The organism is Pseudomonas sp. P105 (assembly GCF_032614175.1).
In the GTDB taxonomy this organism is placed as follows: Bacteria; Pseudomonadota; Gammaproteobacteria; order Pseudomonadales; family Pseudomonadaceae; genus Aquipseudomonas; species Aquipseudomonas rhizophila.
This window is the reverse complement of sequence record NZ_CP126693.1, coordinates 184,878-199,724: the sequence shown is the minus strand read 5'-3', so window position 1 is coordinate 199,724 and position 14,847 is coordinate 184,878. Positions and strand designations below refer to the sequence as shown.

Below are 14,847 nucleotides of genomic sequence, written 5' to 3'. Positions count from 1 at the left end.
TAAGTGTTGACCAGCTCAGCACGGCCCACCGCCGTCTGAGTCCCTTCCAAGCTCGCTGACAATCAACGATCAAGACCGCTGACTGCTCGATGCGAGCAGTTCCTTCAATATCGCCGCCGGGTCGGCTCGTTTTTGCTGACGATACTGACCGACATGGCGAACGAATAACGTTGCGCGCGCCACCAGGCTCTTGCCCAGCACCGGCTTGCGCTCCAATTCCTCCTTGATGCGTTGAAACTGCGCCTGGATCACGGCATCGGTGTAACGCGTGCCGGTGGCCAGGTTGTCGATGTAAATCGCCACGGCGCCATCGAGCGCGCTGCGGCCGTTGTTGATGGCCGTGGCGAACAGCTTGGCGCTGGCCTCGTCCTTGGCGTCCAAGGCCTGCTGGCGACTGTTCTGCAAATTGGTCAGGCGAATGTTGTAGTTATTGATGGTCTCGACCACCAGGGCCGCCGACTGGATCAGGTTGCCCGCCGCTTCCTCGCGCTGCTGGGCGATGAGCGAGACGTTGCGCTTGAGCTCTTCGTTGACCAGCCCCAGCTCGGCCTGCAGGCGCGGGTCGACGCTGGCGGCGATGATGCTGTCCAGGCGCTTGGTCGGGTCTTCGGCTTCATCGATGGCATCGGTCAGGGATGCTAGGCGGCCTTCTTTCTCCCATTGAGCGAACAGCTCTTTGTAACGTGAGCGCGGAGCCGACAGCGCTCCGACCGCCACGCGGAACCCGGTGGTTTCGTTGCTTTGCTCGGTGCCGTCGGCGGCGAACAACGGATACTCGCGGCGCATCCCGGTGAACAGCGTGCCTTCGCCTTCCAGGTAGTTGCCGCCCTTGACCACGAAGCCACCGTAGGCGCCCTGGCGGCGACCGGCATGCACCAGTTGGAAGGACTCCTGAACCATCTCGGCGGCGTTGCCAATCACGTCGAACAAACCGATGGGGTTCGGCAGTTTGATGCCAACGGGCATCAGCCGCGCCGCCTGGCCGGTGCCGCCAGCGACCTGATTGAACACCGCCCAGTCAGCCAGTGGTCCGTCGCTTTCACTGCCTTCCAGACGCCGGGGAAACAAGCGCCCCTCCAGGTCCTGGCGGCTGACGGCTTGCCCGCCACGGGCGGCGAATTCCCACTCGACTTCGGTGGGCAAACGCACGAAGCCCAGCCCACCGTCCTCGGCGGAGCTGCCGCGACCGCTCACCGGCAGCAGATCCTTGTGGTATTTCATCAGCCAGGCGCTATACACCGCCGCAAAACGTTCGGCCTCGAACTTGGACAGTTTCACCTTGGGCAAACGCCCGGCCATGCCTTGGGGCAGCTCGGTTTTGAGGGTCTCGCAGGCCGGCGCGGGTTCGCCGCTAGCCAACGACTGCGCCTGGGCCATGACCTGGGCGTATTGGCGAGCGGTGACCTCGTATTTACCGATGAAGTACAGCATCGGTTTGAGCGGGGTCTTGGCGTCAGCCTTGGGCATCAACGGCGCGATGGTTTTGTTCCAGTCCTTGGGCAGGTCCTTGAGGGTGAACTGGCCGTTGATGAAGTCCCGACGATAACCGGAAATGAACGACTGCTTATAGCCGGCCTCGCCCTCGCTGAACGGGTAGCCAAGGCTGATCTCCCGATCATCCAGGGTGCCTTGGGCGAGGATGTAGACGTAACGGAACACCATTTGCCCTTCGCACGGCAGCGGCAGGCTGACGTCACCGGGCAGCGGTTTGGGGTTGTCCAGTTTGTCGGTGCTTTCATCGGCCCAGGTTAAACCGGCCAGGCTCAGCGCCACGGCGGCGCCCAATAACTTATACATCGCGAATTCCTTCACACGCCTGGATGCGCGCCACCCGCCAGCCACCACAGGCCGCCGCCACGGCGCTGACGCCGAGCACGGCCACCAGGGCCAAGGTGTAGTGACGCGGCAACAGATGGCTGGCGTACTCGCCCGGCAACTGCGCAAATAAATAATTGAGGCCCGACTGCGCCAGGCCATACAGCCCGGCACTCAACAAGGCCGCCAGTGCGGCGCTGTAGAGCGCCTGCAACACCACGAACAACAACAGCGCCGCCGTAGAAACCCCCAGCAGGCGCAACACCGACAGTTCCCGGCGCTTACGCTCGACCGCCGCCAGGGCACCGGCAAAAATCGCCGCGAACGCTCCCGCCAACGCCAACCCGGCGATGATCCAGAACACGATCGACAGATTGCGGCTCAGCGATTGCACCTGTGCGATGGTCTGGGCCTGGGTAGACACCAACAGGTTCTGTGCCGCGAAATACTCGCGCAGCGGCTCCACATCACCCAGGCTGCGGGCGTACAGGCGAAACGCCGGGTAGACCCGCTGCGCGCTCTGCCCCACCGCGTCGCCCGGCCAGCCGAACGCGGGCACGGCGCGACCGTCGCGGTAATCCTCGGCCGCTTCCAGCAGCGCCAGCGGCGCGAACAAACCATCCCGGGCAAAGGCTTGCAGCGGCAGTACGTGCAACACCTGCACGCGCGTGCGCTGCGCCTCGCTACGACCAGCCACCTGCCGAGCGAAACTGGCCTGCAGCCAATCACCGGCCCTGGCGCCGAGTTTTTCGGCGGCGGTGTGGCTGAGCACCACTTGATCCAGGCCTTGCGGCACCGGCAGGCGCTCAAACAAAGGATCATTGGCCGCCGTGGGGATCATCTCGACGGTGACGGGCTCAGCCTCGCGGCTCAAATCCGCAGTGGCCGCAATCTGCCGCGTGCGGGCCAGGGCAAACGCCACGTCGTTGCGCCGGCCCAATTGCTCGACGAACTCAGCGCTGAACCGCCCCCCGCCCAACGGGATGATTTCCCGGGTAGCCGGGTCATTCTCCAGGCGCTCGGTGAGGCTGCTGACCAGGCCGAATTTCAGGCCGAACAGCACCAGCAACGGCGCGACCACCGCCACCAGCGCCAGCACCGAACAGGCCGACAGCCAGGCATCGTTGCGGTAATCCTGCCAGGCCAGGGAAGCCACCAGCGCGCCGCGCATCAGCAAGCCTCCCCAAGGGTCGCGGTGACGCCGCCATCGGCGTCGCGACGACAACTGATGCGCCGCACCTGCAAACCGCTGGCGCGGGCCAGTGACTCATCGTGGGTGGCGACCACACAACACACACCGTGATCGCGGGCCTGGGCCACCAGTAACTGCATGACCCGCTCAGCGTTCAGCGGGTCGAGGGCGGCGGTGGGTTCATCCGCCAGCAACAGGCGCGGCCTATGCGCCAGGGCGCGAGCGCAACTGACTCGCTGGCGCTGGCCGACGGACAAATCCGCCGGCTTCTTGCCCAGCTGGTCGGCGATGTCCAGTTGCCCGACCAGGCGCGTGACGCTGCCGTCATCCGCCATGCCAAGCAGTTTGCGCGACAACTCGATGTTGCCGCGCACGTCCAGAAAACCCAGCAAACCACCGGTCTGTAGCACATAACCCAGATGCCGGCTGCGCAGGTCCGCCAAGGCGCCCTGCTGCCCCGCACGCCACAGCGCGGCGATGTCCAACGGCGTGTTAGCCGGCGTGAAATCGAACTGCCCGGCCTGATCCGGCGCCAGCACCAAGGCCAGCAGATCCAGCAAGGTGCTCTTGCCGCAACCGCTGGGGCCGACCACCGCCAGTTGTTCGCCGGCACGCAATTGCAGCCGTGGAATTACCAGGCTGTAGCGCTGGCTGCCGGCGCCCCGGCTTTTGTGTACGGCGCTCATATTCAGCATCACGGCAGCGTCGACAACGGAACGCGGTACAGGGCATCGCCCGGCTCGGCATCGCCGAACCGCACCCAGTTGGCCAGATCGTTGTGGAAGGTCTCGTAGAGGCGGATTTTCGAATCCAGCTCGTCGATGAAATCTTCCTGCTCGGCCACGCTCAGGGACAGCCACAAATCCTGGGTCATGTTCAGCGACTTGCTGCGGTAAGGCAGCCCTTCGAGGTACTCGCCGAGAATCCCACCGTCAGCCAGGTTGCCGCCCTTGCGCAACGCCGAAGGATCGCGGCTCATGTAGGCACTGGCGCTGGCGATTTCCTGGAAGAAATCCTTGGGCGAAGTCTGGGTCTTGCGCGCCGCATCGACGATCAGCTTCAGCGACTGCTGCAAGTCGTTGAGTTGCAGTTTGGTCAGCATCACACACACCTGGAACGCCGGCAGCGCCGGGTTGGTCAGGTCACGGTCGGCGGTCCAGGCGCTGACCAGTTGCGGGGCCTGGCTGGCAGATTTGCGCCCCAAAAAGTCCATGTGCATCGCGTAGCCCACCGCCGCCGATTTATCGCTCAGGCTCGGCGCCGCGCCCAACTGCGGTACGCTTTGCGGCTTGTTGCTGCGCACCTGATGCACCAAGTCGGCGAACACCGAGCCGATCTCGTCGACGCGCTCACCCAACTTACGCACATCGGCGCCCGGCACCGGAATGTACAGGTCACCGATCTGCGGGTTGGCGTCAGCGGTCAGGGTGCGATATTGGCTCTGCGCACCGCCGTGGGTTTTCTTGCCGGCGTCGCTGAGCAAGTGCAGGGCGTAGATCTTGATCTGTTTGCCCAGCGCCGCTTGTCTCACTTCGGCTTCGTTCATTTGCGTGGCGGCAAACGGATCGTTCTTGCGCAGGGCGCCGGCATCGGTGACCAACAGGATCAGGCGCCCGCCATAACCGGACCAGTCCATGCCCTCCACCGCTTCCATGACACCGGCAAACGCATCCTCATTGAACGAATGGCTCGACACCGTGGACGCCTTGACCTGTCGCGCCATCTCCATGAAGCGTTGCGGGTCGCGACCCTGCTCCAAGGTGATCAAGGTCTTGGCGACGTATTCCAGGCCGGGGGTTTTCTGGGTGCTGCTGCGAAAACCCACCATGCCGAAGCTGACACTGTCCAGCTCGCCACGCTCGGCGATGCGGCTTTGCAGCTCGTGGACCACGTCGCGGACCTGATCGATGTAGGGCTGCATCGACACGGTGGTGTCCACCACCAGCACCACGGCGGTACGGAACGCGTCGGCGTTGGCGGTGCTGATGGGCGTGTTGGGGGTAGCCTTCGGCGTGTTGCCGGGGTCGATGGACGCCACGTTCAGCAGCTGCACCGGTTGGCCGGTCTCATCGAAGCTTTCGCGGGAATCGAAGATCGGCAACAGGTAGAACTGATTCTGCGGCACGGCGCTGGCGGCCGGTTCCAGGGCCAGCACTTGCTGATTGTCTTCACGGTTCTGCTGGGCCTTGAGCAAGACATTCCTGGCCGCTGAAGGGTCGGCCAGCAGCTTTTCCACTTCGCCGGGCTGGCGCAGGAACATTACCGGCGCACGGCCGGAACGTTCGGTGAACTTGAGCACCAGGCTTTGCTTCCAGTCGCTGACCTGCGTGGCCGGCAACCAACCGTCGCTGCGCCCGTCCGTGGCCGCGCCGACCCGCAACCAGGGGCTGCCATCGAGGTCTTTGCGCTCATACACGTAGAGCACGGAAAACGCCGGCAACGCCTTGCCCGGCGCAGCGCCCGCTTCTTCAGTGAGCTTGGCGCCCGGTTTGCTCAGCACTCGCTGGAACAGGGTTTTCTTGCCAGCCATCAACAATGGACGCTGGCCGCCATCGGCCTGCGTTGCCACAGGCGGTTTTGCCGGGGGCACATCTTGAGTTTTCACCGGCGGTGGATTTACCGGCGGCGTCGAGACAATCGGCGGCTTCGTGGCTTCTCCACCATCGCCCGACAGCCACCAATAAGCCCCACCCCCCAACGCCAGCGCAACGGCCACCGCAACGGCGGCCAGGGCGAACAGCGGAGTCTTGGGCTGCGACGAAACGCTAGGGCGTTGAGTCGGGTTCACCGGCGGCGGGGTTGGCTTGGGCTGGGATTGCGGCTGTGCCGGCCCTGTCGGAATATCGATGGACACCGGGGTCAATCCAGCCAGGTCATCGCCGCTCGGAGGCGACGACACGGGCAGCGGCAACGGCCGGATCAGCGTCGCTTGCGCCGATTCCTCAGGCAGATTGTCCAGCGCCCGCAAGAGAGCCGCTGCATCCGGGAAACGCTCCGCCGGGTCTTTGGCCAGCAGTTTGCGCAGTACGTCCTGGTAATGACCGTGATGCACCGGCAACTCCGGCAGCGGTTCGGTCAAGTGCGCCAGGGCCGTGGACAGCGCGTCGTTGCCGGTATACGGCAGTTTGCCGACAAGGATTTCGTAGAGCACCACGCCCAGGGCATACAGGTCGGCCCGACCGTCGATGTCTTGCCCACGGGCCTGTTCCGGGCTCATGTAGCTGGGCGTGCCGACGGCGAAACCGGCTTGGGTGAATTGGGTGCGGTCGTCCAGGGACTTGGCGATGCCGAAGTCCGAGAGCACCGCCGTACCGTCAGCGCGGAACAGGATGTTGGCCGGCTTGACGTCACGGTGCACCAGACCCAAGCCATGGGCGTAGCCCAGGGCCGAGGCAATCTGGCGGATGTAGATCAGGCCCTGCTCCGGCGACAGGCCGGCGGCGATGCGCTCCTTGAGCGTGCCGTTGGGCAGGTATTCCATGGCCATGTAATACAGCTCACCGACGTTGCCGATGTCATGGATGGTGACCGTGTGCGGGTGGGACAGACGCGCCAGGGTCTTGCCTTCGCGCAGGAAGCGCTCGCAGAACGTCGGGTCGGCAGCCAACGCGGCCGCCATGACTTTCAACGCCACCTTGCGCTCCAGGGAACGCTGGGTCGCCAGGTAGACGCTGGCCATCGCGCCTTCACCGATCGGCCCTTCGATGTCGTAGCCAGGGATGACAATGTTCAAGGTCAAGCTCATGACGGCACCTTCACGACAACCACGGTGATGTTGTCCGGCGCGCCACGCATCAGGCCCAGGGACACCAGGCTACTGGCGATCTCGCCGGGATCATCGTGGTTCAGGACTTCACGGATTTCATCGTCCTCGACGGTCTTGGTCAGCCCGTCGCTGCACAGCAGGTAACTGTCGCCGGGCACCAGCAGCAGCTCGACCATCGCCAGATTCAGTTGCGCCTCGACCCCGATGGCACGGGTAACGATGTTGGCCCGTGGATGCACCCGGGCTTCGGCTTCGCTGAGCAGGCCACTGTCCTGCAGGTCCTGGACGTAGCTGTGATCGCGGGAGATGCTGTCGAGCTTGCCGTCGCGCAGGCGATACAAACGACTGTCACCGGCCCACAGGCACATGCCGCGCAGGTCCCGCGCAACCAGCACCACCACAGTGCTGCCCATCATGGTCACGCCACGGTTGGCGGTTTCTTCACGCACGGCGGCGTTGACCCGCAGCAAGTCGCTGTGCAGTGCGGCGACGTATTCGTCCAGCGAACGGCCCGCGGCAATGCCGCGCAGGCTGTCGACGATCAGACTGCTGACGTAGTCGCCCGCCGCGTGCCCACCCATGCCATCGGCGACCACCCACAGGCCGTTTTCCGGCAGTTCCAGGCACGCGTCTTCGTTGACCTGGCGAACCATGCCGACATGGCTCTTGCTTGCAGACTTGAAGGCTTTCCCAGCACTTGGACGCATCTACACAACACCTTCTTGGCCGAGCAAAAATTGCGCAAAATCAGCGGCGGCCGGCAAACCCTGGCAGCGCATCAGACCGGGCGCGATACGTTCCGAACCCTGGCCCCACCACACGCTCACGCCTTCGCAGGCCGCTTCGGCCAGGGCGCTCATGCGCCGCTGCGGGTCGGTGGCGTCGAAGCGATGCAGGCTGGCAAAGCGGCTGCTCGGCGTGCGCGGCAGATACATCGGGCTGCCGAGGGTCTCCAACTGTTCGTTGAACGCTTCGAAACTGGCCTCCACACTCAACGTGCTCAGCAACAGGTTCTCCACCCGCTCAAACCACTCGTCCGCACCGCCCACCACGGACGCCGGGTCCGCGTCGGGCTCCAGCAGCACCGCGACGGTCAGCGGAAAATAGCGGCCGACCCGATCGATACTCGGCATCACCACGCCCACGGCGGCGTCGGGCCCACAGACCCCGGGCGCGACCATGAAGCGCCACAGCGGGCTGACCAGATAGGCATCCAGCCAACGCTCGCCCAAGCCGGTCTGGCTGGCGAGCAACCCCGCCGCCAGCCACGAATCCCACGGGCCGATAAAACTCTGGGGCAAGCCCCGGCTGACGAAGTCCCCGCGGCTGGCCAACTTTCCATAGAAGCCCGGTGTACTCATAGACGCTCCGGCAGGCTGAAGCCGCTGAGCACGCGGCTCTTGAACGGGTTGAAGGCGCTGTTGGCCCGCAGCTCGTAAGAGGCGCTGGCGCCGTCGACCCGCAGCCGCAGGTTGAAGCGGTCTGGCGAGTTGCCGGCGGTCAGGTCCGATTGTTCCAACAGGCGGAACCAGGCCCACGGGCCGTCCAGAGTGATACCGGAGCGGCCATTGGCCGAGGGCGGCAGGATCGAGATCCGTACCACGCCGATGCTGCCGGGGTTGGGCCACTGCATGGCGGTCGGACGACTCGGGCCGTGGTCGTAGCTCAGCTGCTGGCCGTCGAGGTCGAGCAAAAACTGGGTGATGGTCGAGTCCATCGCAACCGGCTTGAGCTCGAAGCGCACCATCGGCTGGGTGCCGCCGGAACGGAAAAACGCATCGCGGATGGTGGCCGCACGCTGGAAGGTTTGCAGCACGCCAGGGGCGATACCGAGCTTCTGTGCCGCACCCGGCTGCCAGCGCCAGGCCGGGGTCGAGGTGTCGACGTAGGGCTGCAGGTATTTGCGGAAGTAGTTGTCCATCACCCCGCCGACGCCGAAGAACTGACCGAAGTCGTCCAGGGTTGCGTCCCGCGCACTGCCCGGCGACATGGGATAACGACCGGCCAGGGATTGGCGGTAGATGTTCACCACTTCGCTGGTCCAGGCGGCGTTCAGTTGATTGCGCACCCCGCCCATCATGCTGTTGGTGGTGGAGTTGACCACCGATTTGACCAGGCCTTGCACCAGCGGCGGCTGGCGTTCGGCGTTGAGGCTGACCCGTGTGGCAGCAGCCTGGGCCTGGTTCTTGGCTTCGCCGAGCAGGGCGTCGCCGCTGGCGCCGACCATGGCGCTGACCTGCACGTACAAGGCATTCATGTCGGCGAGCAGGCCATCGATAGCCGCCGGTTCGCCTTCGTTTTTGCTGACGATGCTGTTGAGCTCGGCGAAATGCGCAGTGACCGGGTCAACGCTGGCCTGGGGTGCGTTTTGTGCCGCCTGCTCCTGGCCGAGCAAGCTGCCCAGGCGCTCCTTGAGCTTGTCCACACCGCCTTCGACCTGCTCGCCTTGGGCCGCCAGCAAGCGTTCCTCCTGCTGTAGGTCGGTCTCTTTCGCCACCGCCACCAGCAGTTTTTTCAACGGCGAACTTGGCCCGGACAGAACCCGCAAGACATCGGCGGCCTGAGCCACGCTGGTGATCGGCACAAAGTCGATGTCGGCCAGCAAGGCGTCCCATTGGCGCTGATAGTCCTGGAAATACAGGCGGCGCACTTCGGCGGCCAGGCTGGCGACGTCCTGCTGCCCGGCCTCGTCGCGCCCCAACACCCATTGCTCTTCAGCCAGCGTTCCAGCCTGGTTCAGGCTGGTGAGCAAAAAGCCCTGGCGGTAGCCCTTGACCGTGAAGAACCCGCTCAGTGGCTCGCCCAAGGGTTTGCCGCTCTTGCGGCTGAACACCAGCGCAGCGTCGCGCCCGGCGGCTTCGTTGAGGCGAAAAACGGCGATGCCCTCGGGCAGTTTCTGGCGCTTGACCCGGTCATAGACGCGCTGGGCCACGGGCAGTTGCTGCAACTGCCGGCGCAGGTCTTCGATCAAGCGCGGGTCCAGGCGGGCGGTGGGCGGACGACGCTCGAACAGCGCCTGCAAATGCTCGCCCAGGGCCAGACGTTGATCGGCCGGCAGGTCACGCGGCAGGCTGCGGTCCCAATCCAGAGCAACCCAGGCCTTGATGAAGTCGGCATCGTAGTGCTCGTTGTCAGCGAGCATCAGGTAGGCCTTCAATCCTTCATAGAGGAAATCCGAACTGCCGCCGCTGTGCAGTTGCTCTTCGATACGCGTCAGCAAGCGTGGCGCGAACACGGCGATCAGCAGCTTGCGATAGACACTGCCGGACTCGGCTTCGAGCATGTCGCCTTGATACAGACCCAGGCCCTCGGCCCAATCGGGCGCGTCGTCGGCCAGGTGCTTCACGGCGTTGAGCAATGGCAATACGGCGAGGACATCGCGTTGTGCCGGACTGAGGCTCTGCACGGCCTGACCCAGCGGCGCGACTTTCTGATCGACCTGGGTGATGTACGCCTGGTTGGCCCGATAGCTGATCCACCACAACGTCGAAACCACCAGCACCAAAGCCACGGTCGAGGCCAATACGCCCCGGGCGATCCACTTGCGCCGACGCTCGACCTTGGGATCGACGCCCACCAACCCACGCTCGGCGAACGCCACGGCGGTGAAGAGTTTTTCGATGAAGTAACTGCGCCCGGTGCCGGTCTGACGTGCCAGGTGCTGGCGGTCCAGGTTCATGCTTTGGGCCATGGAACCGATCAAGCGATCGATCGGGCTGCCTTCCTGGGTGCCGCTGGTGAAATACACCCCGCGCAGCAGCACACGTTCTTCGAAGGCGTTGGGTTTGAACACGCCTTCGAGGAAACTTTGCAGACAATCTTTCAGCGCGCCGAACTGTTGCGGGAAACCGTAGATCAAGTCGCGCCGCGCCGGGTCGCGCTCTTGCTGCAAGCGTTCCACCAGGCGGTCGTTGAGGCGCTGCTCAAGGCCGGCGAATTCGCTTTGCAGATGCGCCAACGGACTGTCGTTGCTCTTGCCATCGTCCAGGGCGAAGGTCATGCCCCAGACCTGGGCGCGCTCTTCCTTGCTCAGGCTGTCGAAGAACTCCATGAACCCGGGCACCAGGTCGAGCTTGGTCAGCATCAGGTAGATCGGGAAGCGTACGCCCAGTTGGGTGTACAGCTCCTGGATGCGCAAGCGAATCGCCGCAGCATGAGCCGCGCGCTCGGCGTCGCTGCCCAGCAGCAGGTCCGACAGACTGATGGCAATGAACGCACCGTCAATCGGGCGACGGGCGCGTTGTTTTTTCAGCAGCCCGAGAAAGCCCAGCCACGCGGCCTTGTCGACAGTCGCGTCACTGTCCTGAGTGGTGTAGCGGCCAGCGGTGTCGAGCAGCACCGCCTGGTCAGTAAACCACCAATCGCAGTTGCGCGTGCCGCCCACGCCGCGTACCGCGCCTGCGCCCAGTTGCGCGGCCAACGGGAAATGCAGCCCGGAGCTGACCAGCGCAGTGGTCTTGCCCGAACCCGGCGGGCCGATGATCACGTACCACGGCAGTTCGTAGAGGTTGCGGCGCTCGTCCCCACCCAGCTTGGCTTTCTTCAACAGCGCCAAGGCTTCGTCCATGCGCTGGCGCAGGGTTTCGAGTTCTTCGGCCGTCGCGATGCTGGTAGGGTCGGGCGGGGTTTGCGCGGCCAGGCTGCGCATGACTTCGGCGGCCTGCCGGCGCGCCTGGATGATGCGAAACACCCGGTAGGCGACCCACACCGCGAACACCAGGATGATCAACGCCCAACGGCGACCTTCGGGCACCAGCCAGTCCAGCAACGGGCCGACGAACCAGATGATCAGGCTCAGGGCGATCAGCCCCAGCAGCGGGATGACCCAGCGGATCATAAAACTGAAAAACGCCTTCACTCGACCCCCTCCGCCAATACTGTGATTTCAACCCGACGATTGCGCGCACGCCCCTCTGTGGTGGCGTTGGAAGCCAACGGCTCGGTGTCGCTGCGGCCTTCGGCGCTGAAGCGCTCGGCCTGGCCGGTCTTGGCCGAAAGGATTTGCAGCACCGACTTGGCCCGCGCTTCGGACAACGCCCAGTTGGATGGGAACCTGAGGGTGGCAATCGGGCGATTGTCGCTGTGGCCGGTCACCAGGACCTGGCCCTTGACCTTGCGAATGGCATCGGCGATGCGCAGCATCAGCGGCTCCAGATCATCGGAGATGCTGGCGCTGCCCGAGGCGAACAGTTCATCGCCACGGATGGTCACCACCGAGCGATCCACGGCATCTTCCACCGCGACCCGACCGGCCCGGATTTCATCGGCCAGGAAACCGGCCAGGCGTGGTCGTTCGATCACTTTGGGCTGCACCACGGGGCGGTCGATGGCCTGCACCGGGATTTCTCCCAGGGCATGGATGTTCTTGAACACCGGCTCGGCATCGGAAGCCAGTTTCATGCGCAGACCGAACAGCAGCGCCAGCAACAAGGCCGCGCCGATGGCCACGGCGATCCACGGCGGCATGAATTGCGCCAGCCGATCCCGGGCCACGGTAACGCCGCGCCAGTGCGGCGACAGCTCACGTTCGTAGTCGCCACGGGCGCTGCGGATCAGCGCGCTGGTGCGCTCGCGCAAGGCTTCCAGTTGGCTGCGCCCGTCGTTCATCACCCGGTAGCGCCCTTCGAAACCCAGGCACATGCACAGGTACAGAAGCTCCAGCAGGTACAAGCGCTCCCGTGGGCTTTGCAGGCAATGCTCCAGAAGCTGGAACACCTTCTCGCCGCCCCAGGCTTCGTTGTGCACGGTGATCAGCAGGCTCTGTTTGCCCCAGTCGCTGGTGCCGCCCCAGGGGGTACTCAACACGGCTTCATCCAGGGCGGTGCACAGAGCGTAACGAGCCAGCAGCACGTCATTGCGCACCACGCCGGCGGCTTCGGCGCGCTCCTCGAATTGACGCAGGTACGCCAACAGCTGCGCCCGCAGGCTGGCCGGAGCCGGATGGGCAATGGTGTTGCGCAGGCGCGTCAACAGCGCCAGCAGCGGACCGGCCGCGCTTTCCAGCGGGTTGAGGCCTTGGGCCTTACCGGTCAGGACCGGGGCGGCCGGCATCGACAGCGGTGCGGGCGCCGGCTGTGGACGACCAGGGTCCGGACGGCCAGAGTCCGGGCGGAATGGGTCGGCGCCACGGCCACCGGGCGTCGGCATGAACTGAGTACGATCGTCGTTGCTCATCGCGGTTTATCCTCGGATCGCCCAGAAAGCCAGATTCAGCCCCGGGAACTGGCCGGCGATGTGGAACGCGAACCCGCCGGAGTTGCTCAATTGCTGCCAGTGATCGCTACCGCGGTCGAGTTCGTAGTAAGTGGAGCCGGCGTGATACGGAAGCTGGCGTGGCGCCACCGGCAACGGCAGCAGGCCGATGCCCGGCAACTGCAGGTTGACCAGATCGCGAATGTGCTCCACCGAACCGACCTTGCTCTGCTGGCCGAAGCGACCGCGCAGGGTTTCGGCTGGGACATCGGCACGCACCACCAGGATGAAACTGGCGCTCTCGAGCAGGGTTTTGTCGGCCAGCATCGCCACGTGGATGCCGTAGGCTTTCTCGACAATCGGAATCGGCGTGGCCTTGCTGTCGATCAGCATCGACAGGGCCTCACGCAGGGCTTGCATGACCGGCGCGTAGCTGAGCGCCAAGTCATCGTGCTGGTATTGCGGATACTCCTGCGGCCGACGCCCCGAAGCGGTGAAGGTCGAGAACTCACCGGCCAGGCTGAGCAGCTCGCTGTAGAACCGTTCGGGGTGCAACGGGCTCAACTGGCTCAGGTGCTGGATCAGCGGCTGTGCGCGGTTGACCAATTGCAGCAGCATGAAATCGGCGATCTCCGAGGCGCCCCCGGCACCGGACGCCACCACCCGCCCGGCGAGGGCTTCGCCGCGTTGATGGAGCAGGCCCAACAGTTCGCTGCGAAACGCGGCCAACGGTTTGGAGGCGGCCACATCCAGCAGCGGCGGGATGTAGCTGTCGTCCAGCACCAGGGCGCGGTCGGCGCGTTTCTCCTTGATGCGTACCAGGCCGATGGCGGCGTAGTCACTGATGCCGTCCTGCGCGGTCAACAGGCGCAAGGCCCGCGAACCCAAGGCAACCGGCGCACGGTTCTCGAACGGTGCGTTATCGTCACGCACTTCGCACACTTGGCTCACGTAGCGCGCAGCGCCGAGGGCTTCACCTTCGTCAACGGTGTCACGCGCACCGGCACGCTTGAGCGGCAAAGCCAGGTACACCAGACCATCGCGCAGGTTGTCATCGACGTTCAGCGCAGGCGGCGCCAAGTCATCCTCGGGGATGTTGAACGGTGTGCCGTCCGGCAGCAGGCCCCGCGCCGAAACGATCGCCAGCTTGCCCTGGGCCAGCAGGCCCTGGTCGATCAGCAATTGGGAAAAACCCCAGGCGCCGGCCGACAGCGGGCGGCTGCGGGCGTCGATGAGGTTTTCCAGGTAACGGTCATGCTGCTGGAAGTGCTGCGTTCCAATGAACATGCCTTCCGACCAGACCACGCGATTGTTCCAGGACATGGGGGCTCCGATTGCTTATTGGGCAGGGCTGGATGGGGGAACGACGACGGCGCTGCGCACGGCGCGCACGTCGAGGCTGATCTGGTATTCGGTGTATTGGCGCGGTGGGACATTCATCACCGTGCGCCACAGTGACCGGTCCAGTTCGCGATAGCCCACCAGCACGCCGATATGGCGGGTAGCCGGATCGAGATCGCGTTGCAGGCTCAACTGCTGACCGGGCTGGACCAGCACTTCGTCCTGATCGATCAGGTCGGCACCGAGGGTCGCCTGGGCCCGTTCGGCCAGGGCGAAATAATCGGAGCGGGCGAAGGTGGCGGCATTTTTCAGTTCGAAAATACGCACCCGGACCGGCGCCGGATGGCCGGTGGCGCCGGGGTTGAGACCGGCAATGGCGTGAAAGTGCAGTTCGACGGCGGCGGTGTCAGCCTCTTCGGACTGTGGATCGGCCGCATCCTTGGCGCATGCCGTCAGCAGAAGCACGGTGGCGACTGCGAGTAAAAACCTGAAAATCATCCTGCGTCCTCAATGACGTTTGAGCTATCCGTTGATTGCTTTT

General features: G+C 64.7%; 10 protein-coding genes. All 10 read right to left on the bottom strand.

Translation table 11 applies throughout. The annotated features are described in order from the left end of the window. Nucleotides 1-69 precede the first annotated feature (69 nt). Genes QOM08_RS00920 through tssJ form a run of 10 tightly spaced genes read right to left on the bottom strand, consistent with a single transcriptional unit; the run spans nucleotide 70 to nucleotide 14,804 of the window. Entirely contained in the window at nucleotides 70-1,797 is a 1,728-nt protein-coding gene (locus tag QOM08_RS00920; protein WP_316912441.1) for a formylglycine-generating enzyme family protein, read from the bottom strand. After that, nucleotides 1,790-2,986, bottom strand: a complete 1,197-nt coding sequence (locus QOM08_RS00915) for an FtsX-like permease family protein (RefSeq protein WP_139048775.1) — start codon at nucleotides 2,984-2,986, stop codon at nucleotides 1,790-1,792. Before QOM08_RS00915 ends, QOM08_RS00920 begins: the two co-directional genes overlap by 8 nt. Continuing rightward, nucleotides 2,986-3,702, bottom strand: a complete 717-nt coding sequence (locus QOM08_RS00910; RefSeq protein ID WP_316913209.1) for an ABC transporter ATP-binding protein — start codon at nucleotides 3,700-3,702, stop codon at nucleotides 2,986-2,988. Before QOM08_RS00910 ends, QOM08_RS00915 begins: the two co-directional genes overlap by 1 nt. Next, nucleotides 3,702-6,752 carry a serine/threonine-protein kinase gene (locus QOM08_RS00905; protein ID WP_316912440.1) on the bottom strand — a complete coding sequence of 1,017 codons (3,051 nt, stop codon included), beginning with the start codon at nucleotides 6,750-6,752 and terminating at the stop codon, nucleotides 3,702-3,704. Before QOM08_RS00905 ends, QOM08_RS00910 begins: the two co-directional genes overlap by 1 nt. Beyond that, on the bottom strand, nucleotides 6,749-7,480 hold the full coding sequence (locus QOM08_RS00900) for a PP2C family protein-serine/threonine phosphatase (RefSeq protein WP_047226781.1): 732 nt from the start codon (nucleotides 7,478-7,480) through the stop codon (nucleotides 6,749-6,751). Before QOM08_RS00900 ends, QOM08_RS00905 begins: the two co-directional genes overlap by 4 nt. Next, nucleotides 7,481-8,134 (bottom strand): type VI secretion system-associated protein TagF, encoded by a 654-nt coding sequence (tagF, locus tag QOM08_RS00895; RefSeq protein WP_107323114.1) that lies wholly within the window; start codon nucleotides 8,132-8,134, stop codon nucleotides 7,481-7,483. Then, nucleotides 8,131-11,631 (bottom strand): type VI secretion system membrane subunit TssM, encoded by a 3,501-nt coding sequence (tssM, locus tag QOM08_RS00890; protein ID WP_316912439.1) that lies wholly within the window; start codon nucleotides 11,629-11,631, stop codon nucleotides 8,131-8,133. The genes tagF and tssM overlap by 4 nt, the downstream gene beginning before the upstream one ends. Continuing rightward, on the bottom strand, nucleotides 11,628-12,947 hold the full coding sequence (locus QOM08_RS00885; protein ID WP_316912438.1) for a DotU family type VI secretion system protein: 1,320 nt from the start codon (nucleotides 12,945-12,947) through the stop codon (nucleotides 11,628-11,630). Before QOM08_RS00885 ends, tssM begins: the two co-directional genes overlap by 4 nt. Before the next feature lie 6 nt (nucleotides 12,948-12,953). Further along, entirely contained in the window at nucleotides 12,954-14,288 is a 1,335-nt protein-coding gene (tssK, locus tag QOM08_RS00880) for a type VI secretion system baseplate subunit TssK (RefSeq protein ID WP_188252445.1), read from the bottom strand. A 15-nt stretch (nucleotides 14,289-14,303) separates the two neighbouring features. After that, the gene (gene tssJ, locus QOM08_RS00875) at nucleotides 14,304-14,804 is read right to left on the bottom strand and encodes a type VI secretion system lipoprotein TssJ (protein WP_047226776.1); all 501 of its coding nucleotides are present in this window, start codon (nucleotides 14,802-14,804) and stop codon (nucleotides 14,304-14,306) included. Nucleotides 14,805-14,847 lie beyond the last annotated feature (43 nt).

Excerpts from the sequence above, each read along its gene's own strand:
- QOM08_RS00920 (WP_316912441.1), bottom strand. The coding sequence starts at position 1,797 with ATGTATAAGTTATTGGGCGCCGCCGTGGCGCTGAGCCTGGCCGGTTTA.
- QOM08_RS00915 (WP_139048775.1), bottom strand. The coding sequence starts at position 2,986 with ATGCGCGGCGCGCTGGTGGCTTCCCTGGCCTGGCAGGATTACCGCAAC.
- QOM08_RS00910 (WP_316913209.1), bottom strand. The coding sequence starts at position 3,702 with ATGCTGAATATGAGCGCCGTACACAAAAGCCGGGGCGCCGGCAGCCAG.
- QOM08_RS00905 (WP_316912440.1), bottom strand. The coding sequence starts at position 6,752 with ATGAGCTTGACCTTGAACATTGTCATCCCTGGCTACGACATCGAAGGG.
- QOM08_RS00900 (WP_047226781.1), bottom strand. The coding sequence starts at position 7,480 with ATGCGTCCAAGTGCTGGGAAAGCCTTCAAGTCTGCAAGCAAGAGCCAT.
- tagF (WP_107323114.1), bottom strand. The coding sequence starts at position 8,134 with ATGAGTACACCGGGCTTCTATGGAAAGTTGGCCAGCCGCGGGGACTTC.
- QOM08_RS00885 (WP_316912438.1), bottom strand. The coding sequence starts at position 12,947 with ATGAGCAACGACGATCGTACTCAGTTCATGCCGACGCCCGGTGGCCGT.
- tssK (WP_188252445.1), bottom strand. The coding sequence starts at position 14,288 with ATGTCCTGGAACAATCGCGTGGTCTGGTCGGAAGGCATGTTCATTGGA.
- tssJ (WP_047226776.1), bottom strand. The coding sequence starts at position 14,804 with ATGATTTTCAGGTTTTTACTCGCAGTCGCCACCGTGCTTCTGCTGACG.